General features: G+C 65.4%; 28 protein-coding genes and 1 pseudogene. 22 read left to right on the top strand and 7 right to left on the bottom strand.

Going from position 1 to position 23525, the window contains the following annotated elements:
- The 3 genes and pseudogenes from AX703_RS27770 to AX703_RS05130 all read left to right on the top strand — a co-directional run.
- Window positions 1–350 (top strand): annotated as a pseudogene (locus tag AX703_RS27770) (chromosome partitioning protein ParB); the annotation flags it as partial.
- 110 nt (window positions 351–460) lie between these two features.
- Window positions 461–928, top strand: a complete 468-nt coding sequence (locus AX703_RS05135; RefSeq protein ID WP_017499952.1) for a hypothetical protein — start codon at window positions 461–463, stop codon at window positions 926–928.
- Window positions 921–1424, top strand: coding sequence for a hypothetical protein (locus AX703_RS05130; protein WP_017499951.1), 504 nt, complete (start codon window positions 921–923; stop codon window positions 1422–1424). The genes AX703_RS05135 and AX703_RS05130 overlap by 8 nt, the downstream gene beginning before the upstream one ends.
- A gap of 53 nt (window positions 1425–1477) precedes the next feature.
- Here AX703_RS05130 and AX703_RS05125 read toward each other — a convergent pair whose 3' ends face one another.
- Window positions 1478–1705 (bottom strand): hypothetical protein, encoded by a 228-nt coding sequence (locus tag AX703_RS05125; RefSeq protein WP_017499950.1) that lies wholly within the window; start codon window positions 1703–1705, stop codon window positions 1478–1480.
- 360 nt (window positions 1706–2065) lie between these two features.
- Between AX703_RS05125 and AX703_RS05120 the strand changes: the two genes are divergently transcribed.
- The 6 genes from AX703_RS05120 (at window position 2066) to AX703_RS05095 (ending at window position 7319) form a co-directional block, all read left to right on the top strand.
- On the top strand, window positions 2066–2386 hold the full coding sequence (locus AX703_RS05120; RefSeq protein ID WP_017499949.1) for a DUF736 family protein: 321 nt from the start codon (window positions 2066–2068) through the stop codon (window positions 2384–2386).
- A gap of 332 nt (window positions 2387–2718) precedes the next feature.
- Window positions 2719–2880, top strand: coding sequence for a hypothetical protein (locus AX703_RS27765; RefSeq protein WP_168196079.1), 162 nt, complete (start codon window positions 2719–2721; stop codon window positions 2878–2880).
- Window positions 2881–3226: 346 nt separating this feature from the next.
- A complete protein-coding gene (gene rlxS / locus AX703_RS05110; RefSeq protein WP_017499947.1) occupies window positions 3227–5191 on the top strand; it encodes a relaxase/mobilization nuclease RlxS in 1965 nt (654 codons plus the stop codon).
- Between the two features lie 51 nt (window positions 5192–5242).
- Window positions 5243–5443, top strand: a complete 201-nt coding sequence (locus tag AX703_RS05105) for a hypothetical protein (protein WP_017499946.1) — start codon at window positions 5243–5245, stop codon at window positions 5441–5443.
- Window positions 5440–6618, top strand: a complete 1179-nt coding sequence (locus AX703_RS05100) for a nucleoside triphosphate pyrophosphohydrolase family protein (RefSeq protein ID WP_017499945.1) — start codon at window positions 5440–5442, stop codon at window positions 6616–6618. Before AX703_RS05105 ends, AX703_RS05100 begins: the two co-directional genes overlap by 4 nt.
- Complete coding sequence (locus AX703_RS05095; RefSeq protein WP_017499944.1) at window positions 6615–7319, top strand: uracil-DNA glycosylase; 705 nt, start codon at window positions 6615–6617, stop codon at window positions 7317–7319. Before AX703_RS05100 ends, AX703_RS05095 begins: the two co-directional genes overlap by 4 nt.
- Here AX703_RS05095 and AX703_RS05090 read toward each other — a convergent pair.
- From AX703_RS05090 to AX703_RS05070, 5 genes are read right to left on the bottom strand one after another with little or no spacing between them, the layout of a single operon-like run.
- Entirely contained in the window at window positions 7286–8065 is a 780-nt protein-coding gene (locus AX703_RS05090; RefSeq protein ID WP_017499943.1) for a hypothetical protein, read from the bottom strand. The genes AX703_RS05095 and AX703_RS05090 overlap by 34 nt on opposite strands.
- On the bottom strand, window positions 8037–8717 hold the full coding sequence (locus tag AX703_RS05085) for a C1 family peptidase (protein WP_017499942.1): 681 nt from the start codon (window positions 8715–8717) through the stop codon (window positions 8037–8039). Before AX703_RS05085 ends, AX703_RS05090 begins: the two co-directional genes overlap by 29 nt.
- Before the next feature lie 6 nt (window positions 8718–8723).
- Complete coding sequence (locus tag AX703_RS05080; RefSeq protein ID WP_017499941.1) at window positions 8724–9734, bottom strand: ImmA/IrrE family metallo-endopeptidase; 1011 nt, start codon at window positions 9732–9734, stop codon at window positions 8724–8726.
- A gap of 3 nt (window positions 9735–9737) precedes the next feature.
- Entirely contained in the window at window positions 9738–10112 is a 375-nt protein-coding gene (locus AX703_RS05075) for a helix-turn-helix domain-containing protein (protein WP_017499940.1), read from the bottom strand.
- Window positions 10109–10447 (bottom strand): hypothetical protein, encoded by a 339-nt coding sequence (locus AX703_RS05070; RefSeq protein WP_017499939.1) that lies wholly within the window; start codon window positions 10445–10447, stop codon window positions 10109–10111. The genes AX703_RS05075 and AX703_RS05070 overlap by 4 nt, the downstream gene beginning before the upstream one ends.
- 342 nt (window positions 10448–10789) lie before the next feature.
- Here AX703_RS05070 and AX703_RS05065 point away from each other — a divergent pair, with 342 nt between their 5' ends.
- The 13 genes from AX703_RS05065 (at window position 10790) to AX703_RS28640 (ending at window position 22932) form a co-directional block, all read left to right on the top strand.
- Window positions 10790–12817, top strand: coding sequence for a conjugal transfer protein TraG (locus AX703_RS05065; RefSeq protein WP_038292469.1), 2028 nt, complete (start codon window positions 10790–10792; stop codon window positions 12815–12817).
- 2 nt (window positions 12818–12819) lie between these two features.
- The gene (locus tag AX703_RS05060) at window positions 12820–13245 is read left to right on the top strand and encodes a hypothetical protein (protein WP_017499937.1); all 426 of its coding nucleotides are present in this window, start codon (window positions 12820–12822) and stop codon (window positions 13243–13245) included.
- Window positions 13242–14264 carry a P-type conjugative transfer ATPase TrbB gene (trbB, locus tag AX703_RS05055; RefSeq protein WP_017499936.1) on the top strand — a complete coding sequence of 341 codons (1023 nt, stop codon included), beginning with the start codon at window positions 13242–13244 and terminating at the stop codon, window positions 14262–14264. The genes AX703_RS05060 and trbB overlap by 4 nt, the downstream gene beginning before the upstream one ends.
- On the top strand, window positions 14261–14614 hold the full coding sequence (locus AX703_RS05050; protein WP_017499935.1) for a TrbC/VirB2 family protein: 354 nt from the start codon (window positions 14261–14263) through the stop codon (window positions 14612–14614). Before trbB ends, AX703_RS05050 begins: the two co-directional genes overlap by 4 nt.
- A gap of 50 nt (window positions 14615–14664) precedes the next feature.
- The gene (locus AX703_RS05045; RefSeq protein WP_051035683.1) at window positions 14665–14895 is read left to right on the top strand and encodes a VirB3 family type IV secretion system protein; all 231 of its coding nucleotides are present in this window, start codon (window positions 14665–14667) and stop codon (window positions 14893–14895) included.
- Window positions 14889–17357, top strand: a complete 2469-nt coding sequence (gene trbE, locus AX703_RS05040; protein WP_017499933.1) for a conjugal transfer protein TrbE — start codon at window positions 14889–14891, stop codon at window positions 17355–17357. The genes AX703_RS05045 and trbE overlap by 7 nt, the downstream gene beginning before the upstream one ends.
- A gap of 6 nt (window positions 17358–17363) precedes the next feature.
- Entirely contained in the window at window positions 17364–18116 is a 753-nt protein-coding gene (trbJ, locus tag AX703_RS05035; RefSeq protein ID WP_017499932.1) for a P-type conjugative transfer protein TrbJ, read from the top strand.
- A 136-nt stretch (window positions 18117–18252) separates the two neighbouring features.
- Window positions 18253–19560, top strand: coding sequence for a P-type conjugative transfer protein TrbL (trbL, locus tag AX703_RS05030; RefSeq protein ID WP_017499931.1), 1308 nt, complete (start codon window positions 18253–18255; stop codon window positions 19558–19560).
- 3 nt (window positions 19561–19563) lie between these two features.
- Window positions 19564–20406: a conjugal transfer protein TrbF gene (gene trbF, locus AX703_RS05025; protein ID WP_026108910.1), complete on the top strand. Its 843-nt coding sequence runs from the start codon at window positions 19564–19566 to the stop codon at window positions 20404–20406.
- A complete protein-coding gene (gene trbG, locus AX703_RS05020) occupies window positions 20403–21254 on the top strand; it encodes a P-type conjugative transfer protein TrbG (protein ID WP_006635655.1) in 852 nt (283 codons plus the stop codon). The genes trbF and trbG overlap by 4 nt, the downstream gene beginning before the upstream one ends.
- A complete protein-coding gene (locus AX703_RS05015; RefSeq protein WP_017499929.1) occupies window positions 21251–22489 on the top strand; it encodes a TrbI/VirB10 family protein in 1239 nt (412 codons plus the stop codon). The genes trbG and AX703_RS05015 overlap by 4 nt, the downstream gene beginning before the upstream one ends.
- Window positions 22482–22694, top strand: coding sequence for a DUF2274 domain-containing protein (locus AX703_RS05010; protein ID WP_017499928.1), 213 nt, complete (start codon window positions 22482–22484; stop codon window positions 22692–22694). The genes AX703_RS05015 and AX703_RS05010 overlap by 8 nt, the downstream gene beginning before the upstream one ends.
- 4 nt (window positions 22695–22698) lie before the next feature.
- Complete coding sequence (locus tag AX703_RS28640; RefSeq protein WP_051035681.1) at window positions 22699–22932, top strand: helix-turn-helix domain-containing protein; 234 nt, start codon at window positions 22699–22701, stop codon at window positions 22930–22932.
- A 390-nt stretch (window positions 22933–23322) separates the two neighbouring features.
- Here the strand turns inward: AX703_RS28640 and AX703_RS28205 are convergent.
- On the bottom strand, window positions 23323–23525 hold a 203-nt coding region (locus AX703_RS28205; protein ID WP_231735385.1), incomplete at its 5' end, for a hypothetical protein.

The following is a 23525-nucleotide window of genomic DNA, read 5'->3' as shown; positions in this document are numbered from 1 at the left end:
GTGTCCGCGACAAGGAGGTGCTGACCCGCATCGTCGCCGAGGTGGCGGGCGAACCTGTCGCCGCCGCCAATGCGAAGGAACCGGGCAAGGTCTTGAAGCGCATCGTCCGCGACCATCTGGAGGGTGCGAACGGGCGGCCCAAGGTCGAGGGTTGGGTGCCGAAATGGATGGCGTTCCCGCCCGCTACCTATACGGCGCGCGGCGGCGTCGGCACCGTCGCGGCTCATGCCAAGGTGCTCGCGGCGCGCCCCGACCGCGAGCCGGAACCGACCGGCCCCGGCGCGGTGATTGCGCTTCCGGCCCCTGCCAAGGCCGAGCCGCAGGAACAGCCCGAGCGCGAAGCCGCATGAAACTGGACGGGCGGCGGCGCACCCGCCGCCCGTTCCGTCCCCCATAAAATCGCCGCGCCGCTCGGCCGCAAGCGGCCCTCGCGGCGCGGATTTCAGACAGGAGACTTGTCATGGCCGACCGTGTTTCGGCATCCATCACCATCGGCGGGACGCTCCCCGCCAGCCAGCTTCCCGCCTTCGCCGAGGCCATCGCGAACGAAGGGCTGTCCACCGAATGGGACGGCGAACCCTTCGCGCTCGGCGATCTGCCCGAGGGCGAGCCCTTGGCGCTCATGGCGCACGAGGTCGCCTGGGGGCGGTTCGAGGGACTCGAAGCCTTCTGCATCGCGCATGGGCTTTTCTTCGCGCGCTGGTCGGGCGCCTATGCCTGCCAGTGGGGTGCGGAACGCACCGTGTTCACCGGCAGCGGCGAACCGCAAAGCTACGCTGCCGACGAGGACGACTATATCCTCATGGGGCGCTGCACCGCCGAGCGATTGGGCAGCTATGCGGCGATCATCGCGCATTTCGATGCGGCCGACTTCGCGGTGCCCCCGCTTGTCATCACGCCCGAACGGGAGGAGGCGAGCAATGGCTGACATCTGGATTCAGGGCAGCTTCGCCTTTCGCTGCACCGCCGCCGAGTGCGCGCTGATCGAGGAAGTCGCAAACGCTGGCTACGCGCTAGCGAATGACGACGCGCCCGATCCGCCGAGCGCGGCGCTGCTCGCAGCCTTTCCGCCGGACGATGCGAACGCGCGGTGGAGCGGGTTTCGCGAGGCGTTCAACGATCCCGAATTTCCCACCATCGGAGCCGATTTCATCGCTGAAACCTGCCCCGACGATCCATCCGCGCGGATCGTGTGTTTCGCCAGCATGGACGATTTCGATGCCGCTGCCATCGCGGTGGTGATCCAGCGATGTTGCCCCGAAACGCTCGCCAAGGGGCCGATCGGCTTTGAATGGGCCATGACCTGTTCCAAGCCCCGCATCGGGGAGTTCGGTGGCGGCTGGTGCGCGATTTTCGCAGACCGCATCGAGATCGACGCGACCAACGAGGCGCTGTCGCGCGCGCTCGCGGGCGACGGCAACTAGCCCAAATCGCGCCGCACTGCGCGCTCGCGTGCCGAAAACCCCTGCCGCCTGACCTACCGGGCGGTGCGGCGGATCACCGTCCGGGCGCTTCCGCATAACGTGCATTCGTCCTTCTGCCGCTCGAATCCGCGCGTGCCGCCGAGCGCGCAGGTGACGACATTGGCCTGTGCGGTAACCGACAGGTTGAGCCGGTCAGTCACGCAGGCATCGCACACCGCCGCGCCGTCCAGCCGCACGATCAGCCGTTCGATCTGCCCCGCAATCGTCGTTCCTTCGTTCATCGCCGTGAGGCTATAGCCGCGGCCTCGTGGCCGCGAAAGCAATCATGGCTTCCCGGAAAGACGCCGGACTGGGCTTCCTGTCCGCGCGCGCATCTCGTCCTTTCGTGTCTCACCAACCCGTCGCCGGCTCCTTGGGCGCATGACCTGGGACGGCCGCGCGCCTCGCGAAACCATCGCGCGGAACTGATTTCCCCGCGCCGCTTTGGCGGCGCTCCTCGCGGCCGCTTCGCTCCAAATCAGCCCCGCGCTTCCGGTCCTCCGCTTCGCTTCGGCCTGCGGTTCGCAGCGCGCTCAAGGGCCGTCCCTTCGGTCCGCCCATCGCCCGGCATCGGGTCGGGCGAATGTGCAAGGAGACGAGAAATGCCCTCAATCGGTCATGTCCAGCGCCAGAACGACGGTTCGTTCCGGGGCGCCTTGAAGACGCTTTCGGTCAATGCCGAGATCGCCATCATCCCCAACCGCAGTAAGACCGGGGACCAGCCCGACTACCGCGTGCTGTCGAACGGCGTCGAACTGGGCGGCGGCTGGATCCGCACCGGCGAGGTGAGCCAGCGCGAATATGTCCGCCTCGCCATGTCGGCCCCCGAACTTGGCGGCCGCACCCTCTACGCCAATCTCGGCCGCGCCGCCGGGCAGGACGACGACGACGCGTTCGCCGTTATCTGGAACCCCGGCGACTGAGCCGGATCGGCCCCGCGCCGGTCACCCGGCGCGGGGCTTTCCTCATGCCTTGAGGGCTTGGCGTGGGCCTTTTCCTGCACCGGAACGCGCTTGCGGGCCTGCAGAGAGGAAGAAATCCGCTCAGCAAGCACCGAGTATCCGGCGGCGAACGGACCGCCTCAACCATCGACGGTTCCCCCAATTTTCACGCCACCTGCGTTCCGCTTCGCTCCACTCCGGCGACGAGAAAATCGGCTCCCCCGTCGCCCGCTTCGCGGCCGCTGCGCGGTGGTTGACCCCGCCCGCTCCCCGCCGGGCGATGGCTCATCTTTCGCTTGTATCAGGAGGATGAGATGTCGGTTGAACAACAGATCGAGGAGCTTCGCGCGGAGCTTTCATGGTGCGATGACGCGGGAGAACGGCGGCAGATCGAAGCCGAATTAAGGGCCGCTGAGAAGAGGCTGAAGCGGTGCAATCGGGCGCTGCGTCAGGCCGAACAGGCAGGCTGGCAATAAGGCGATGCGCTGTTGAAGGGGCAGGTTCGCGGGAGTGGTGCCGCATGGCGCCGCTCCCCTTTTTTGATCGGGAAGGCGGGAAGGCAAAGCGGGCGTCTGGGGCGGCAGGTGGCAGTCGGGCTCGATGGCAAGATAGAGGCAAAATCTCGCGATTTTGTAAGTGTTTGTCTGCACATCGTTTTTTGAAGGCTTTTGCGAGACTCGCCCTTTGAGTGCGAGACAGGGTTACCAGGAGTGGCGGTTTTCTGGGCTTTTCCGATCCCAATCGCGAGACTCCTTGCGCTCTGGCGAGGACGCGCCATTCTTATCGGCGGGGAGCGTCATTCCGGCATGGAAGGACGCCGCTATGCGCGATGATGAGTTCGAACCGCAGCTGGGCCGGATGCGCGGCCGGGGCAAGGAGCAGCGCTACCTGAGCCGCGTCGTGAAAGCGGCAAAGCGGGCCGGCATGAAAACGGGCAGGCGCGGCCGTTTCGACGGCAGCCGGATCGGGCGCGGCGCGAGTGTTGCGCGGGTGCTCAGATCGCGCGACCGATTGGGCGCGTTCCGGTCGCGCCGCGTGATCGTCAAGATACGGCCTGTCGGCCTTGGCGGGAAAGGCATGGGCGGTGCGAAGGCGCACCTTCGCTATATTCAGCGCGACGGCGTGACCCGTGAGGGCGAGGCTGGTGCGCTCTACTCGCCCGACAGCGACGTCGCCGATGGCAAGGCGTTCCTCGAACGGTGTGACGGCGACCGCCGCCAGTTCCGGTTCATCGTGTCGGCCGAGGACGCCGACCAGTATCCCGACTTGAAGCCGTTCGTGCGCCGGCTGATGACGCAGATGGAGCAGGATCTTGGGACAAAGCTCGATTGGGTGGCGGTCGACCATTTCAATACCGGCCATCCGCACACGCATATCGTGGTGCGCGGCGTAAACGATCGGGGTGAGAATCTGCTGATCGCGCGCGAGTATATCTCGCACGGGAGCCGGCAGCGGGCGATCGAGATCGTCAACCTCGACCTGGGGCCGCGCACCGACCTTGAAATCGAAGAGCGGCTTCGCAGCGATACGGGTGCCGAGCGGCTGACCGCGATCGACAGACGGCTGATCCGCGACATGGATACCGCGCGGCTGGTCAGCGCGAGCGATGGCGATCCCTTCCAGCAATCGCTTCGCGTCGGTCGCCTGCAGAAACTCGGGCGCATGGGACTCGCCTCGCATGTCGGCAACGGCACCTGGCGGCTTGAGCCCGACCTTGCGAACACACTGCGCCAGATCGGCGAGCGCGGCGACATCATCCGCACCATGCAGCGCGAGCTGACCGCGCGGAAGCTCGATCGTGCTGCGGTCGATCGCGTCATCTACGACCCGGTCGCGAAGGAGGCGACGCCGATCATCGGCCGCGTCGTGATGCGCGGGCTCGCCGACGAACATGAAGACCGTCATTATCTGCTGGTCGACGGCATCGACGGGCGCACCCATTATGCCGAGATCGGCAAGGGCGAGCTGGTCGACACGATCCCCGAAAATGCCATCGTCCGGATCGCGCCACGCGAGGGCGGCATTCGCGCCGTCGATCGGACGATCGACGAGATCGCGGCGGCGAACGGCGGGCGCTATTCGATCGACGCCCATCTGAAGCACGATCCGACCGCCAGCGAACGCTTCGCCGAAACGCATGTCCGGCGGCTTGAAGCGATGCGAAAAATCTCGGGCGTCGTCGAGCGCGAGCCCGACGGAAGCTGGATCATCGCGCCGGACCATCTCGCCAGGGTCGAGAGGTTCGAAGCCATGCAGTTCCGCGACCACCCCGTTGCCATTGAAACCCTGTCGGCGATCCCGCTCGACAAATTACCGGGAACCGATGCCGCGACCTGGCTCGATCGCGAGCTGGTCGCCGAAGCGCCGGTGCCAGTGCGCGATGCTGGGTTCGGGCACGAGGTTCGTTCAGCGCAGGCGATGCGACGGCAATGGCTGATCACCGAACAGCTTGCAGACGAACAGGATGGGCAGACGGTCTATCGGCGAGGGATGCTCGCCGCGCTCCAGCGGCGAGAATTGCTGCGTGTCGCCCGCCAGCTCTCCGACAAGTTAGGCGTTCCGTTCGCCGAGGCCAGAGAGGGGGAGGCTGTTCAAGGCAGGCTCGTGCGCGCAGTCGAGATGACGAGTGGTCGCCATGCGCTCATCGAACGGTCGCGCGATTTCACGCTGGTGCCGTGGCGCTCTGTTCTCGATCGCCATGTCGGTAAATCGGTCTCGGGCATCATGCGCGACGGCGGGATCAACTGGACACTCGGGCGGCAGCGCAGCGGGCCGAGCGTCTCCTGATCCGGAGGATTCGGGCTTTCTATTTTCATGAAATTATGTTTTCATGGATTCATGAAAAATATCGCAGCGCAAACCGATGTCGGCGACGAGCATCTTCAGGTGCAGATTCCTGCCGTTACGAAACGCGATCTCGGTCAACGGTCGCTCGATTCCCGCGAGCCGATCCGGATGATCGTACTGCGGGCACTTGAAGCCTATGGCGTGAGCGTCCCCGCAGACGCGATATCGGATCGCCGGAAGGGCAGGCGATGAGCGAGGATTTCGAAGCTCTCACTGTTGCGGATTATGCGAAGCAGGCCGCGCGGACTGATCAACGCAGCGGTGGCCGCGCACTGGGCTTCTCGATGCTTGGCCTTTTCGGCGAAGTCGGCAGCTTGCTCAGTGAGGCCAAGAAAAAGCAGCGCGACGATGCCTCCTACCTGGGTTACGCTCACGCCGTCGCGGAAGAGCTTGGTGACGTCCTTTGGTATCTGGCGGCGATCGCACGGCGCAGCCGCATGGCGCTCAGCGACATCGCTGCCGCCGCGGCGACAAACGGCGGACAATGGCAGACGGGCGGCAACGAAACGCTCAGTTTCCATGCGCTGCAGCCGCAGCACATTCCGCTTGCCAAGGCACCGATGCCGCAGTTCGAGCATAGCCTGCTCGCGCTGGCAGGCGACGTTGGGCTGCTCATCAACGATTTCCAGGCGGGCGGTCTTGCGAAGGACCGCGAAGCACTCGCGGGCCGGCTGGTCGCGGTCATGCGCCGGTTGATCCAGGCGGCAAACGAATCCGGTGTTACCATCGAGGCTGCCGCCGTGAAGAATCTTCACAAGATCTTCGATCGCTGGCCGCGCGAGCGCATCTATCCGGCGCCGACCGATGCGGCGCTCGACCCAGAAGAGCAATTGCCGCGGCGGATGGCGATCGACGTCTATGAACGCACCGTTCGCGGGCAGACATTCGTGTATCAACGCTCAAGCGGTGTGTATGTCGGCGACCGGCTCACCGACAACGCGCTCGAACCCGACGACTATCGTTTCCACGATGTCTTTCACTACGCTTATGTCGCGGTGCTTGGCTGGTCGCCAGTGCTGCGTGCGCTGCTCCGTCTCAAGCGCAAGAGCGATCCGAAACTCGACGACGCCGAAGACGGTGCTCGGGCGATTCTCATCGAAGAGGGCATAACTTCCTGGATTTTCGGACAAGCGCAGCAACTCCGGTACTTTGAAAACGTGAAGCGCGGTGGCCTTCCGCTGGACATGCTGAAGCATGTCCGCCAGTTCGTCGCCGGCTACGAATCAGAACGCTGTCCGCTGTGGCTTTGGGAGGAAGCGATCCTCCAGGGCTATACGGCTTTCCGCTTCCTTCAGGAGCATCGGCGCGGCCGCGTCCTGATCGACTTCGCCAATCGCCGCCTGCGTATCAAGGAATTGCCGTCATGACCCCGAAATCCTTTGTGTCCACCCTGGCGGCGACCGAACTTCCCTCAGTGTTCAATCCCTGGCGCGATCGCTGCACGGTCCATGACCGCAGCGACGCCGCCGCCCGGCGCCGCGACAATCTCGAAATGCTGCTCACCGCGGCGCTTGATCATCGCGTCGAAACGATCTGGATCGCGCGTGATCTCGGCTATCGCGGGGGGCGGCGTACGGGCGTACCGCTGACCGACGAAATTCACCTCGGACATGCCGGCACGCTGATGGGCGGCATCGCATTTGAACGTGCGACGCAGGGACCCGCCGTGGCGGAGCGCACCGCGGCGATCGTCTGGCGTGTGCTAGAGCGGATCGGTCAGCCTGTCATGCTCTGGAACGTTTTCCCGTTCCATCCCCATGAAGCGGATGATCCGATGTCGAACCGATGCCACACGCGAAGCGAGCGCGAGGCGACCTGGCCGATATTGCAAGCCCTCGTGTCAATGATCCGGCCCCGCCAGATCGTCGCGATCGGGCGCGACGCTCACCTGGCGCTGGACGGTCTCGACATTCCGACCACCGCGGTCCGCCATCCGAGCTACGGCGGGCAGCGCGAGTTCATCGAGGGCATGTTCAGCCTGTACGGTGTCGCGGATGACAACGATGAGCCGCTAGAACTGCCGTTGGGCGCGCCTCACGCCGCAGCACGGAGATGTGCGCTCGCCTGATCGCAGCGTTCAAAGAGTTGCTTAAGATCGCCGCGGTTCCAGTTGGCGGTGTCGACCGTGGCGTTGGTCGAGACGATCGTGAGCGGACCCAGCGCGACCCCGCCTTCCTTGGCGATGAATTCGAGCAGACGGCCGAGGCCGATCAGATTGCCGAGCAGTTTTTCGATATAGTAGTGATTGCGGTAGAGCGCGGTCATGCCGAGGCGACGATCGTCGCCCTTGCCGATCAGCTTGAGACTGGCAAAGCTCAGGCACTGACCGCCGTAGGGCGAGTCATTCACGTCGCGGGCGGGGTCGAAGATCAGCAGTTCGAATTTGTTGAGCGCTCGGACGTTCGGGTTGCGCAGGCGCTCGACGATGCCCCAGATTTGATTGATTGGCTGGCCGTCGGCGCGGGGCAATTCCATCATCCGTTCGAAATAATAGCCCGACCAAGCGCCCGACCTCCGGACCTTCGGCAGCACGTTGTCGCGAAACCGGTCGAAGAATTGCGGCGCGCCGTAGCGCCTGTACAGCGCTGCCGGAAAAATCGTGTTGGCGACCGTCTCGATGGGCTTCTTGCCATGGCCCGAAAGGAAGGCATCGACTTCCGCCACGACGGGATCGGCGAGTGTTGCGCGCGCAGTCGGCTCGGCCACGGAGATGACGACATTCTGCGCCTGGTGTCCGGTGGCGAGGTCGACGAGCCGGACCGCCTCGCGCCAGCCAGCAACGCAGTCAGGCTGCGGCGGTATGGGAAGATACATCGACTTCCTCCGTCAAATTTGCCGTGGCGAAAAGGCGCGGCGCTAGAAAGCGCTCAGTAAGCCAGGCGTGGCCTTCCAAGCCCCAACCTGGTCCCCAGCTGTTGCGGATGAGAATGGCCGGGGTGCCGTCCACGGTTCCATGCCCGACCGCGACGACCGCGTGCCGTTGCGCTGGCTCGGGGAGTTCGTCGTTCGCCGGATCGACGACGCCATCACCGCGCGGCTGGAAGAAAGACCGTGACAGCATCGTCAGCATGAGCACCGGCGTGTCACGATCCAGCGCGGCAAGGATGGATGACAGGTCGGTTCCATCCCTCTGTCCGTTGCGGCCATAGAGCGGGCCAACGGTCGCCGGCGGCGTCCACAGTCGATGATCGGCTGGAACCGCTGCCAGATACGGCCAGCCTTTCTCGTCGGGTTGGCCATCGAGCCGTAGCGCGTCCAGCATTGTGGATAGCAGTGCGCCGCTCGTCGGCGGTCTGCCCGCCCGTTTCTGCGCGGCATAAAAGGCGAATTCACACGACAGCGGTGCCCAGCCGTCGCGAAGCCCGGCGTGGGTGTCGCTCGCGGCGAATGCGAGGCATGTCGGCCGCGCGCCTTGATCGCGCGCAGGCCCGAACAGCGGCCGAAGGTCACGGACGATATCGATCATGGGGCGTCAGGCGGCCTCGAGCAGGTGCCGCCGTTCGGCGCGCGACAGGCCCGTCTGTTCCGGGCCGGTGAGGTCGAAATCGAGCGTCAGGCTGGTGAGGGCCGGCGCAGGCTGCCACGGCCGCCGCTCGTCGAGCGACATGCGGCCGCGCCGCGGCGCATCGGGCGCCGCGGTGACACGGCGGACAACGGGACCACCGATGCCATCGCCGTCGATTGCCTCACGCTCGTCTCGAACGACGGCGAAGCCGCTGGCGATCAGTTGGTCGAGATCCCAGAGATACCCACCGCCGCTATGTTCTTCGAGCTGCAGCACGAAAAGATCATTGCGACTGCCATCGATCCGCGAGCCGGCATCGCGCTCGGTCAGCAGCCAGACGTCGCCGCGATAGTTGTCGGGCCGATAGTCCTTGAGGAGATCGACCTTCAGGCTGCGCGGCTGCGTCCGGAGCAGGTCGGTCATCACCGATGGCGAAATCAGATTGTAGCGAACCAGGGTGCGGCACGTCGCCTCATAGCTGGCGCCGATCCGCAGCGAGAGCTGATAGACGACATTGGGGCGCCGGAAATGATCGATCTGCCATCCTTGTCGCGCGCTGTGCGCGAGCACCAGCCATTTCGGCATCATGAAGGCGATCGCAAAGGCGTCGGCTTCGGTTTCCTCGAAGTTGTTTCCCGGTTCGGGCGACATCGGCATCCGGCGCAGGATGCTCTCATCGTCGAGGCTCGGCTCGTGTCGCATCGAAAAATGCCCGAGTTCGTGCGCGGCCGTGAAGCGCTGGATGCTCATCGGTCGTTCCGTCGTGACGAGAACGCCAGGAGCAGGTGCGCTGAGATAGGCGCCGAGCAGGCCTTTCAGAGGACGAAGCAGCAAGGGTAGACCCACGGCATGGATCGCGCCGAAGACATCGACGCTGCCGCCTTGGGTCTCGATCAGTGCGCGCGTATCGAGTTCGCGATGCAGGCGGCCCGCTGCCATCGTACCAGCGCGAACCGCGCTCGCATAATCCGACGCCATCGATCAGCTCCGTTCGCCGCCAGACCGCGAGCGGAGATATTCGGCAAACCGGCTCAGCTCGGCCCGGTCCTCAGTCGACAAGGCCGCAACGCGTCGCGCCAGATGGGCGACATCGGCGGGAAGGCTCGCGGAGGCCTCGTCTTCGCCGGTAAAATAGGCCACCGACTGGCGGTAAAGACGGGCAAGCCGCGTCAGTTCGATCGCTTCAACGCGGCGCTGGCCATTCTCGATATCGGTAAGCGCGGTCCGGGGAATCTTGAGATAGGCAGCAACTTCTTCCTGCTTGAGGCCGAGATATTTCCGTGCTTCGCGCAGACGGTCGCCCAAGCGCCGCCGCTCCTGCTCGTCGCCTTCCTGGCGGAGTGCGAGATTGGTCATGGCTTCGACCCTTTCTTCTTAACCCAGACGCGTTCGATCTTAGGGAGGAGGTCGTCAATCGCCTTCTCGATCGAATTGTAGCCGCCGGTGCGGACGATGCTGTCGCGAAGCTCGATGTCGAGGACCTGCTCCACCGCGCAAAGCGTGTCGACCACGGACAAGGAGTCGAGTGGCACGGGCGCCTGGATGATCTTCGGGTTTTCCGGAGGCAGGGCAATTCCGCGCACCTGTGCCTCAGCCCTGGCCACTTGCAGCAGTTCGTCGACCAACGCCCTAATGGCGTCGGCTTTGGGAAACGCGGTTGCCGCGGGCTGCGGAGGAGCGATTGTCGCCATGCATGCCTCGCACGATTTCACTACATTAAATGCGATATAATGTCTGATAATCCGACACGCAAGCCCGAATTTGCAGCTCGGATTTTTGCAGGGTGTAGCGGGTCATCGGCGGTGCGGTGTGGTGGTCAGTGCCACCTCGAGGGACAACGACAGGGCAGAATCATCAACTCGGGTCATAGCTCGATCAAAAGAACAGAGCTGGAATATTGAGTCAGTCGCCGACGAGTGATCTCCTTCGGTCACCCACCAGCCCCCAGCGGCTCCGTTCATTTCGGGCGGCCCATAGCCGAGTCTTGAAGCCGCGCCCCGACCGCATCCGGCGGTATGGGCGGGAGCTTCAACGTGACCCCGACCAAATTGCTCATCGGCCAGATCCTTGTCGTGTTCGCAATCGTGATCGCGGGCCTCTGGGCGGCGACCCAATGGGCGGCGGCGATGCTCGCCTACCAGCCCGAACTTGGTCCGGCCTGGTTCATGGCTGGAAGCACGCCGGTCTATCGTCCCTGGGCGCTCTTCCCCTGGTGGTATCACTACGATGCCTATGCGCCGCATGTTTTCGACAAGGCCGGCGCGCTCGCCGGCGCGAGCGGTTTCATCGGCTGCGGCGCGGCGATCGCAGGCTCGCTCTGGCGCGCGCGGCAGTCGCGTCACGTCACCACCTATGGTTCGGCGCGCTGGGCCAGGCCGAACGAGATCGAGCGGGCCGGCCTTTACGGTGATGCCGGCGTATTCCTGGGCCGCTCGCGCGGCCGCTATCTCCGGCATGACGGCCCCGAACATATCATGGCGTTCGCGCCAACCCGTTCGGGCAAGGGCGTCGGGCTGGTCATACCGACACTGCTTGGCTGGACCGGCAGCGCCGTGGTTCACGACATCAAGGGCGAGAACTGGCAGCTCACCGCCGGCTGGCGCGCGCGCTTCTCCCACGTCCTGCTGTTCAATCCGACCGATCCCGCTTCCGCCAAATACAACCCGCTGCTGGAGGTCCGGCGCGGCGAGCATGAGGTCCGCGACGTCCAGAACATCGCCGACATCCTGGTCGATCCCGAAGGCGCGCTCGAACGGCGCAACCACTGGGAGAAAACCTCCCATTCGCTCCTGGTCGGCGCGATCCTCCACGTCCTTTATGCGGAGGAAGAAAAGACGCTCGCACGGGTAGCCACATTCCTGTCGGACCCGCAGCGGCCGTTCACCGCCACGCTCCGGCGGATGATGACCACCAATCACCTCGGCACGAAGGATGCGCCGCAGATCCATCCCGTCGTCGCCTCGGCGGCGCGCGAGGTGCTCAACAAGAGCGAGAACGAGCGCAGCGGCGTCCTCTCCACCGCAATGTCGTTTCTCGGGCTCTATCGCGACCCGACCGTCGCCGCGGTGACATCGCGCTGCGACTGGCGGATCGCCGATCTCGTCGAGGCCGGCCATCCGGTCTCGCTCTACCTTGTCATCCCGCCATCGGACATCAGCCGCACCAAGCCGCTGGTGCGGTTGGTGCTCAACCAGATCGGCCGCCGCCTCACCGAAAAGCTCGATGCCGATCCCGCCAGGGCGGGCAAGCACAAGCTCCTGATGATGCTCGACGAGTTCCCGGCATTGGGGCGGCTCGACTTCTTCGAGACCAGTCTTGCCTTTCTCGCGGGCTATGGAGTGCGCGCCTTCCTGATCGCGCAGTCCTTGAACCAGATCGAGAAGGCTTATGGCGAGCACAACTCGATCCTCGACAACTGCCATGTCCGCGTCGCGTTTGCGACCAACGACGAGCGCACGGCGCGGCGGATTTCGGACGCGCTCGGCATCGCCACCGAACAGCGCGCGATGCGCAACTATGCCGGCCACCGGCTCGCGCCCTGGCTGGCGCACGTCATGGTCAGCCGGCAGGAGACCGCCCGGCCACTCCTGACCACCGGCGAGGTGATGCAGCTCCCGCCCAAGGATGAGCTTGTCCTTGTCTCCGGCATGGCCCCGATCCGCGCGAGGAAGCTGCGCTATTACGAGGACCGCAATTTCCGCGAGCGGATCGCACCGCCGCCGCAGCCCGCGCCCGGAGACTATCCCGACCGGCCGCAGGCACGCCCCAACGACTGGAGCGGACTGGTCCGCGCGCCCGATACCCGGCTCGGCAAGCCCGATGACGATGCGAAGGCGGATGAGGACGGCGGCTTGCAACAGCAGCGCCACCCCGGCCTCGGCGAAGAACCCGCCAAAAAACCCGAGCCGCCAAAGCAGCTCGACCTGCTCGGCCTGGACAGCGACGACACCGACACGATCGCCGACAAGCACGCGATGGACCGCGCCGGCGCCACCGGCACGCTGATCCGCGCTCACGCGATCAATCAGGGTCGCAGCGCCGACATGCTGCCGGACTTCTGACAATGGCCGCGATCAAACCCAACCGCGTCCGCTACCAGCTCTTCCTGCCCGAAGATCTGAGCCACCGCTTCGAGGCGCTGGCGAGCCAGCCCGGCGCGTCCAAATCGGCGATCCTCACCGACGCGCTCACCGCCTGGCTCAACCGGCAGGCGGCGAGCGAGCTGGAGAACAAGTTCAGCCAGCGGCTCGATCGCATGTCGCTCGCGCTGGGGCGTGTCGAGCGTGACGGGCATGTGCTGCTCGAGAGCCTGGCGCTGTTCATCCGCTATGAACTGATGGTGCAGGCCCCTTTGGCCGAAGCCGACGAAGCGGCGCGTGCGATCGGCCGAGACCGCTTCGAGGCGTTCATTGCCCGCGTCGGCGAAGCGCTCGCCAGCGGCCAGCGCACGCTTGCTGCCTCCGCGAAAGACAATGGAGGTGGGCGATGAGCGACACGCTTTTCGGCTCCGATAATTCCGCAGGGCGTCGGCGCGCGATGCTGCGCACCGCGATGGGGCCGACCATCGCCGCAGCGCTGGCCGATCCGGTGGTCATCGAGATCATGGTGAACCCGGACGGCGTGTTGCGCCTTGATCGACTCGGCGAAGGCCGGATCGATACCGGCACCAAATATGAGCCCGCGCAGGTCGAGCGGATCATCCGCCTGGTTGCCAGCCACGCACGGACAGAGGTTCATGGCAATGCGCCGATCGTGTCAGCCGAGCTGCCACCGCACGGCGAAGGCGCGGGCGAGCGGTTCGAGGGTATCCTGCCGCCGGTCAGCCTCGCGCCGTGCTTCTCGATCCGCAAGCCCGCGGCGCGCATCTACACTTTGCTCGACTATGTGCGGGACGGCATCATGCCCGCCGACACGGCGCGACTGCTGTCGATGGCCGTGGTCGAGCGCAAGAACATCCTGGTCGCGGGTGGCACCAGTTCGGGCAAGACGACGCTTGCCAACGCGCTGCTCGCCGAGATGGCGCACCTCGACGAACGCGTCATCATCATTGAAGACACGCGTGAGTTGCAATGCGCCGCGCCCGACGTGGTGGGGCTGCGCACGCGTACGATTGGCACTGCCGGAGCCGGCGGCGTCACGATGGCTGATCTTGTCCGCTCGACATTGCGGCTCCGCCCCGATCGCATCGTCGTTGGCGAGGTGCGCGGGCGCGAAGCGCTCGACATGCTCAAAGCCTGGAACACCGGGCATCCGGGCGGCATCGCAACCGTCCACGCCAATTCGGCAGTGTCGGCGCTCTACCGGCTCGAGCAGCTCGTGCAGGAAAGCGTCGTCACCGTTCCGCGCCGGCTGATCGCCGACGCCATCGACATGATCGTGTTCATCGCCGGGCGCGGCCTCGCGCGCCGCGTCGACACGATCGCGCGCGTCGCCGGCCTCGATCCCGACGGCGGCTACGCCGTCCTCGACCTTACTCCCGACCACGCCCTCGAACCCCAAGGAGAATGACCATGCGCTTGTCCCGTATTCCTGCCCGTATTCCCGATCGTCGGAGCATCTTCCTCACCGGCGCCGCCATCGGCCTCGGGCTTGCGCTCGCCGCCACCGCGCAGGCCGCCGGCTCGGGCATGCCGTGGGAGGAACCGCTTCAGCAGGTCCTCGAATCGGTCCAGGGTCCTGTCGCCAAGATCGTCGCGGTGATCATCATCATCGTCACCGGTTTGACGCTCGCGTTCGGCGAGACGGCAGGCGGGTTCCGGCGCCTCATCCAGATCATCTTCGGCCTGTCGATCGCGTTTGCGGCGTCGAGCTTCTTCCTCAGCTTCTTCAGCTTCGGCGGCGGGGCGCTCATCTCGTGAACGCGCCAAATTCCTATGGCGCCAGCCATATCGAGGGGTTCGAGGCGCCGATGCACCGCGCGCTTGCCGAGCCGATCCTGCTTGGCGGGGCGCCGCGAGCGATCGCGATCGTCAATGGTACGATCGCGGCCGCGCTCGGACTCGGTCTCCAGCAGTGGATCGCCGGGCTGGCCATGTGGGCGTTCGGGCACACTCTCGCGGTGTTCGCCGCCAAGCGCGATCCCGACTTCGCCCCGGTCCTTGTCCGCCACCTTCGCCAGAAGGGGCATCTGTCATGCTGAATCTGCGCGAATACCGTCAGAAGGCCGACCGGCTCGCCGATCATCTTCCATGGGCGGCGCTTGTCGCGCCCGGCGTGGTGCTCAACAAGGACGGCAGCTTTTTGCGCGTCCTCAGGTTCCGCGGCCCCGATCTAGAATCCGCCACCGAAGCCGAGCTTGTCGCCGCCTGCGCGCGGGCGAACAATGTCCTGAAGCGCTTCGGCTCGGGCTGGGCACTCCATTTCGAGGCCGAGCGGCGCGAAGCGCTGGGTTATCCCGACAGCAGCTTTCCCGATGCGGCGTCGTGGCTGGTCGATGAGGAACGGCGCGCGGCGTTCGAAAGCGCGGGCGCGCATTTCGAGAGCCGCTATTATCTGACGCTCACCCTCCTGCCTCCGCCCGATCAGGCGGACACGGCGGGCCGAGCGCTGATCGAGCGCAGCGACGACGCGAAGGGCCGCGACTGGCGACAAGCGCTTGCCGGCTTCATCGCCGAGACGGATCGTGCGCTTGACCTGTTCAGAGGCTTCATGCCCGAGGTGCGCGCGCTCGGCGACAGCGAAATGCTGACCTTTCTCCACGGTGCGATCTCCGCGCGCCGCCATGTCGTCGCCGTGCCCGAAACGCCCATCTATCTGGACGGGCTGCTCGCCGACACGCCGCTGACCGGCGGGCTCGAACCGATGCTCGGCGACGAGCATCTGCGGACGCTCACCATCCTCGGATTTCCGAACGCGAGCCGTCCCGGCATCCTCGACGGACTCAACCATGAGGATTTTGGCTATCGCTGGGTGACGCGCTTCATTGCGCTCGACAAGACCGACGCAACCAAAGCGCTCACTCGCCTGCGGCGGCAGTGGTTCAACAAGCGCAAGTCGATCACCGCGCTGCTGCGCGAAGTCATCTACAACCAGCCGGTCCAGCTTCTCGACAGCGATGCCGACAACAAGGTGGTCGATGCCGACCTCGCCTTGCAGGCGCTCGGCGGCGATCATGTCGCGTTCGGCTATCTGACGACGACGATCACCGTTGCCGATATCGACCGCGCCCGCGTCGAGGAAAAGGTCCGCGCGGTCGAGCGCATCGTCAACGGGCTCGGCTTCACCTGCATCCGCGAGGGCATGAATGTGGTCGAGGCGTGGCTGTCGAGCCTGCCGGGCCATGTCTATGCGAACGTCCGGCAACCGATCGTCCACACCCTGAATCTCGCGCATCTCATGCCGCTGTCCTCGGTATGGGCAGGACCGGCGCGTAATCCGCACCTCGACGGTCCGCCGCTGCTTTATGCGGAAACCAGCGGCTCGACGCCGTTCCGTCTCAGCACGCATGTCGGCGACGTCGGTCATATGCTGATCGTCGGACCCACCGGGGCCGGAAAGTCGGTGCTGCTCGCAATGCTCGCGCTTCAGTTCCGGCGATATCCAGACTCCCAGGTCTATGTCTTCGACAAGGGATTTTCGGCGCGCGCGGCCGTGCTGGCGATGGGCGGCGCGCATCACGCGCTCGGGCTTGGCGGTGAGAGCGGTCATGCCGATGACGTGGGCGGGCGAACGATCGCCTTCCAGCCGCTGCGCCACATCGATCGCTCCAACGCACGCGCCTGGGCGACCGAATGGATCGGCGCGCTGCTCGCCCATGAGAAAGTACTGGTCACACCCGAGATCAAGGAGGCCGTCTGGTCGGCGCTCACCAATCTCGCGACCGCCCCGATCGAGGAACGCACGCTCACCGGCCTGTCGCTGCTGCTGCAATCGGCACCGCTGCGATCGGCGCTCGCGCCCTATACGCTCGAAGGATCGTTCGGCCGCCTGCTCGACGCCGCCGAAGACGATCTAGCGATCGCCGACGTGCAGTGCTTCGAGACTGAAGCGCTGATGGGGCAGGCGGGCGTCGTTGCGCCCGTGCTGACCTACCTGTTCCATCGTCTCGAGGAGCGCTTCACCGGGCGGCCGACGCTTCTCGTACTGGATGAAGCCTGGGTGTTCCTCGACCACCCGCTGTTCGCCGCGCGCATCCGTGAGTGGCTGAAGGTGCTGCGCAAGAAGAACGTCAGCGTCGTGTTCGCGACACAGAGCCTAGCCGATATCGCCGACAGCACGATCGCGCCGGCCATCATCGAAAGCTGTCCGCAGCGCATCTTGCTGCCCAATGATCGGGCGATCGAGCCGCAGGGCCAGACGGTCTACGTCCGCTTCGGTCTCAACGCGCGCCAGATCGAACTGGTCAGCCGCGCGACGCCCAAGCGGCAATATTATCTGCAATCAGCGCGCGGCAACCGGCTGTTCGAGCTTGGGCTAGGCCCGATCGCGCTGGCGTTGTGCGGCGCGTCCGATCCCGACAGCCAGAAGCGCATAGACGCGGTGCTGGCCGAAAAGGGCCAGGCCGACTTCGCCGCGACCTTTCTCTCCCAAGCCGGCCTCGATTGGGCGGCCGACCTGCTTGGGCGTCACCCTGCCGCCCGCCCCCCAGAAGACAAGGAGTAATTTCCCGTGCCCCGTATCCCTATCCGCAAATATGCGTGCCTCTCCGCTCTCGCGCTCGGCGCCGTCGGCTCGCTCGGTATCGGCATCGCGTTGACCTCGACGCCCGTCGCGGCCCAGCTCAGTGTGTTCGATCCATCGAACTATTCGCAAAACCTGCTCACCGCCGCGCGCACGCTTGCCCAGATCAACAACCAGATCCAGAGTCTCCAGAACGAAGCGCAGATGCTGATCAACCAGGGCAAGAACCTGTCCCGGATCGATTTCCCGCAACTTCAGGAGCTTCGCCAGCGCCTCCAGCAGATCGACCAGCTCATGGGCCAGGCGCAGGGCGTCGACTTCCGCATCGATCAGCTCGACGAGCGCTTCCGCCAGCTCTACCCGCAGGAGTTCGATCAGGTGTTCCGCCGCGATCAGCGTGTGGCTCGCGCACGCGATCAACTCGATACCGCGATGTCCGCGTTTCGCCAGACGATGGGGGTCCAGAACCGCATCGTCGACAACGTACGGAGCGACACGCAGGCGCTCGCCGACATCGTCGCGCGCAGCCAGGGCGCGGAAGGCTCGCTTCAGGCGCAGCAGGCCACGAACCAGCTTCTCGCGCTCACCGCCAAGCAGCAGCTCCAGCTTCAGCAAATGATGGCGGCGCAGTTCCGGGCGGAATCGGTCGAGCAGGCGCAGCGGGGCCAGATCGCGCGCGAGGCACGCGAGTCGACGCGCCGCTTCCTCGGCGACGGCAAGGCTTACACGCCACGCCAATGAGCTGAGGCAGGCGAGGACCGCGCCCCCAGCTCCCCCCGGGTCCGAACCTGTCTCGTCGCGGGGGCCGTAGGGCTTGCCCCTCTCATGGCCGCCGGTCCCCGCGACACCTTTCAACTTCAAGCAGGAACCCGCCCATATGGATGACCTGAATGTCATCGATCAGTTCATGGAGGCCTTCGCCTCCTACATCGACAGCGGGTTCGGCCTGTTGGGCGGTGACGTCGGTTTCCTGACCACGATCCTGATCGGCATCGACATCACGCTCGCCGGGCTGTTCTGGGCGCTCGGCGGCGAAGACGACGTCATCGCCAAGTTCCTCAAAAAGATCCTCTATGTCGGCGTCTTCGCCCTGATCCTCAACAGCTTCTCGACACTGTCCGATATCATCTTTCGCAGCTTCGCCGGCCTCGGCCTCACCGCAGGGGGCAGCGCGATTACGGCTGACGATTTATTGCGACCCGGCAAGCTGGCCGGGACCGGCTTCGAGGCAGCATGGCCGCTCCTCGAGCAGGCGAAGGAGTTGGTTGGCCCGATCGCCTTCTTCGACAATTTCATCGAGATCGCCGTGCTGGTGATCGCCTGGGTCGTCGTCATCGCCGCCTTTTTCATCCTCGCGATCCAGCTTTTCATCACAATCCTCGAATTCAAGCTTACTTCGCTCGCCGGCTTCGTGCTCGTGCCCTTTGCGCTGTGGAACCGCACGTCGTTCCTCGCCGAACGGGTGCTCGGGAACGTCGTCAGTTCGGGCATCAAGGTCATGGTGCTCGCGGTCATCGTCGGCATCGGCTCTAACTATTTCGCCGACTTCACCAGTGCGATCACCGGCGACGAGGTGTCGATCGAACAGGCCGTGTCGCTGATGCTCGCGAGCCTCGCGATCTTTGGCCTCTCCATCTTCGGCCCGGGAATCGCATCCGGCCTCGTCGCCGGCGCGCCGCAGCTCGGCGCCGGATCGGTGATCGCCACTACCGTGCTTGCCGGCGGAGGTCTTGCGATGGCAGGCGCTGGCGCCGTCGGCGCGGCACGCGGTCTCGCGGGGGCCGGTCTCGGCGCGATCCGCGCCGGTACATCGATGGGGTCTGCCGCATCCACTGCCTACAAGCTCGGGCAGGAAACCTCGGGCTCGACCAGCGTCGGCGCGGGCCTCGGCGGCGTTGCGACCGCCATGCGCGGCGCGGCTGCCAACCGGATGAGCGGCGGTCTCGGCGTTAGCGCTGCCGCCGATCGTGGGCAGCGCGCCGCATGGGAAGCAGGAAGCACCCGTGCCGGCGGCGCCGCCCCCGCAGCCGCGCCGATAGGCGCAGCTGAAGGAACACCCGCCTGGGCGCAGAAGCTTCATGCCAGCCAGAATGCTCGCCACCGCCGCCAGATGGCGATCCACGCAATCCAGGGCGGCGACCGCGGCGGCGCTGGCGCCACTCCAGACATCAAGGAAAGGGACTGAGCGATGAAATTTCGACGCGCATTGCAGCGCTATGGGCGAACGCCCGAACCCGAGACACCCTACCAACGAGCGGGCCAGCTTTGGGATGAGCGTATCGGCTCGGCTCGCGCACAGGCGAAGAACTGGCGGCTGATGGCCTTCGGCGGCCTGTTCCTGACCACTGGTCTGTCGGGCGCGCTGGTCTGGCAATCGATGCAAAGCCGCGTCGTGCCCTATGTGGTCGAGGTCGATGCACTCGGGCAAGCACAGGCCGTCGCGCCTGCCGCCAAGGACTATCGGCCGACCGATCCGCAGATCGCATGGTTCCTCGGCCGGTTCATCACCGGCGTTCGAGCGCGCTCGCTCGATCCGGTATTGATGCGTGAAAACTGGCTATCAGCCTATGATTTCGCGACCGAACGTGCGTCACTGTTCCTCGGCGAATATGCCCGCACCTCCAATCCGTTCGCCGATGTCGGGCGCAAGACGGTTTCGGTGCAGGTGACGAGCGTCGTCCGCGCGTCGGATACGAGCTTCCAGGTCAAATGGACCGAGCAGCAATATGAGCGGGGAAGCCTCGCCAGCACGTCACGCTGGACGGCGATGCTCACGGTGAAGATCAAGCCGCCGCGCTTGGCCGATGTGCTCCGAAAAAACCCGCTCGGTCTCTATGTTGACGCGATCGACTGGAGCCGCGAACTGGAAACGCCTCAGGACCGGCCGCCTTCGCCGCAACCATCGGCCGTGCCCGATCCCGCACAATCACTCCCGGTCGCGCCGCCCACCGACATTCCGCTGGGCTCGCCGCTCGATCCGACCCTTGCTCAACCCGCAGCCGCACCATCCCCCGAAAGGACCGACCAATGATCCGTGCCCTCATCCTGGCGGCGAGCGCGATGGCGCTTGCCATGGGCGTCGCTGCGCAGAGCCGCGAACCCGCGTCACCCACCGCGCGCGTCACTGCCGCCAACCGGGCGGCACTGCGCGAGCCGTCGAGCGCGGGATATATATATGCCGTCCAGGTCTATCCCTGGGCGGAAGGCGTGCTCTACCGGCTCTATGCCGCGCCCGAGCGCATCACCGACATTGCCTTGCAGCCGGGCGAAACGATTGTGTCCGTCGCCGCCGGCGACACCGTGCGCTGGACTGTCGGCGATACCACCAGCGGCATCGGCGAAAGCAAGCGCGTGCACATCCTCGTCAAGCCGTTTTCGGCGGGCCTACGCACAAACCTTGTCATTGCTACCGATCGCCGGACCTACCATCTCCAGCTCGAAAGCACGCCCGCGACCGCGATGGCGGCGATCTCCTGGACCTATCCACATGACGAGCTGATCGCGCTCCGGCGTCAGCGCGATGCAGCCGTGGCGGCGACGCCGATCGCGTCGGGCCTCTCGGTCGAAAGCCTCAACTTCAACTATGCGATCTCGGGCGACAAGCCGGCCTGGCGGCCGCTGCGCGCGTTCGACGATGGGCGGCAGACCTACATCGAGTTCTCGCCTGCGATCGCCGTGGGTGAGGCGCCCCCGCTGTTCGTGATTGGCGAGGATGGCGAGGCCCAGCTCGTCAACTATCGCGTCGCCGGCCGCTATTATGTGGTCGACCGCCTGTTCGGTGTCGCCGAGCTGCGCCTTGGCGGCAAGAAACAGCAGATTGTCCGTATCACCGCCGCCCAGCCGAAGAGCCGGCAGCGCAAGGCCGGGAGGGGCGCGTGACCGATCCAACCGCTTCTTCCGCGCCGATCGCGGCGCCCAAAGCCGACCCCGAAACGCTCGTTCTGCGCGCGGCGCCGGGCCGCGTCACCCGTTTTCGCCGCGGTGCGATCGTCGCCATCGCTGCCGCCGGCTCGACCGCGATCATCGGCGTCGCCTGGCTGGCGCTCAAGCCCGCGACCCTGAGCCTGATCGCACGAAGCGATGAAAAGCTGGTTGGCGCGAAGGCGCCGCCTGATGCGCTCGCGGGCGCGCCGACGAGCTATGGCGACGTGCCGAAGCTCGGGCTACCGCTTCCCGGTGATCTCGGGCGGCCGATCCTCGAGCGCCAGCGGCAGCTTGGCGGGATGGTTCCCCCTGACCCCGCTGCCGATGCGGTGAGCCGGGCCGCGCAGGAAGCCGAAGCCGAGCGCCAGCGCATCGCCGCTGAGCAGAAGGCCGCACGCGAGTCTGGCGTCATGCTGCAATTGGCGGGCGGCGGTCGCGCCGCCGCCCCTGCACCGGTGACTACCGATGCAAGTGTTCCGCCAGCATCGGCCGAGACTGCCAAGCCGCTCCTCGACCCTGACCGAGATCCTAACGCCCAGGGGCGCAAGAACGAATTGGTCGGCCACGCCAATCGCGACGACGACATCAATCCGCACGCGCTGGCGCAGTCCGTATCGCCTTGGACCTTGCAGGCCGGCAGCATCATTGCCGCGAGCCTCATAACCGGGCTCAACTCGGATCTTCCCGGGCTCGTCACCGCGCAGATCACGGAGAACGTCTATGACAGTGTGACCGGGCGCGGTCTGCTCATTCCGCAAGGATCGCGGCTGATCGGCAGCTACGACAGCGTTGTAGCGTTTGGGCAGAGCCGTGCGCTGGTCGTCTGGCAGCGGATTATCCTGCCCGACGGCTCGTCGATTCGTATCGACAATGTGCCGGCGACCGATACGCAGGGCTATGCGGGTCTGTCCGACCGGATCGACCGGCATACTTGGCAACTTCTGAAGGGCGTCGCCCTGTCGACACTGCTGGGCGTCGGCACTGAATTGAGCTTCGGCAGCACCGAAAGCGACCTTGTCCGGGCGATCCGCGAGTCAGCGCAGCAGAGCGGCGCGCGCGCCGGCGATCAGCTCGTCACGCGCAATCTCAATATCCAGCCGACCTTGCGCGTGCGTCCCGGCTGGCCGCTACGGGTGGTCGTGCACAAAGACATCATATTGCCCGGACCCTGGGGAGGCCGTCATGGCTGATTTGAAGCTGCCAAGGCTGCCCGATCGGACGCCGGCTAAGATCACGATCAACGTCATGCCGGATCTCATCGAAGCGCTGAACGACTACGCCGAGGCCTATGAGGCGGCCTACGGCCGACGCGAGTCCGTACCGGACCTCATTCCATTCATGCTTAGCGGCTTCCTGGCGAGCGACCGCTCGTTCAGCCGGGCACGTAAGAAATAGTCCGATGTCGGCCCGGCAGCCTGCAACGAATGGCGACGACGCGCCCCCGATTGGGCCGATAAGCGTTCGCATTCCCGACGCAGTACGGATGACGGGGCTCAGCAAATCCAAGATCTACCAGCTCATCGCTTCCGGCGACATCGAGGCAGCCAAGGTCGGCCGTGCAACCGTGGTGTTTGTCGATAGTCTGCGGTCCTTTCTGCGATCACACTGTAAACAGCCGCGTTCTCGGGCGTAGCAGGGATCGCGCATGTCGGCCTGTCGATATTTCGGCACGGCCTGTCGCGAAGGGGTAAAATTGGGGGTGGATTGAGCGGAATTATCGGCACGACGATCAAGAACGTTGTTATAAATCAGTATCTTATGTTTTTCGTGTGAATCCCTCCTCCGCTACCAGGCATTTCTCGTAAGATCAGATAAATAGTTGCGGAGCTAGTTAGGTCCGAACATGCGGTTCGGGACCTGTCATTTTAGCGACTGTGGCCTGCACTTGTGGTCACGCGCGAGACCTTGGCGCGTCCCGGCGACTTAGGAACCGTTCCTTCGGGGGCTTGGCGTCGAGGGGGGGCAGGCGCAACCGAGATTGCCACGCGCCTGAAAATCGGGCGCGCCAGCGCCTATCGGGCACTCAAGGGCGGCGATCCCGGCTGATGGCCGCAGCCGCCTTGTAGACCGGCACTTTGGACCAAACGCCATCGCTGACGATGTGGATCACGCTTTCCCGTCCCTGAAGCAGACTGGCTGCGCCGCGCGTGCCCTTACCATACCGTAAGCTAGTCGCCCGTGAAAAACTCTGAAGCCTTTGGGAATGCGTGGGTTTTAGCGGATTTG

It is taken from the genome of Novosphingobium sp. CCH12-A3 (assembly GCF_001556015.1).
Taxonomy (GTDB): domain Bacteria; phylum Pseudomonadota; class Alphaproteobacteria; order Sphingomonadales; family Sphingomonadaceae; genus Novosphingobium; species Novosphingobium subterraneum.
This window is presented reverse-complemented; position numbering and strand designations above follow the sequence as displayed.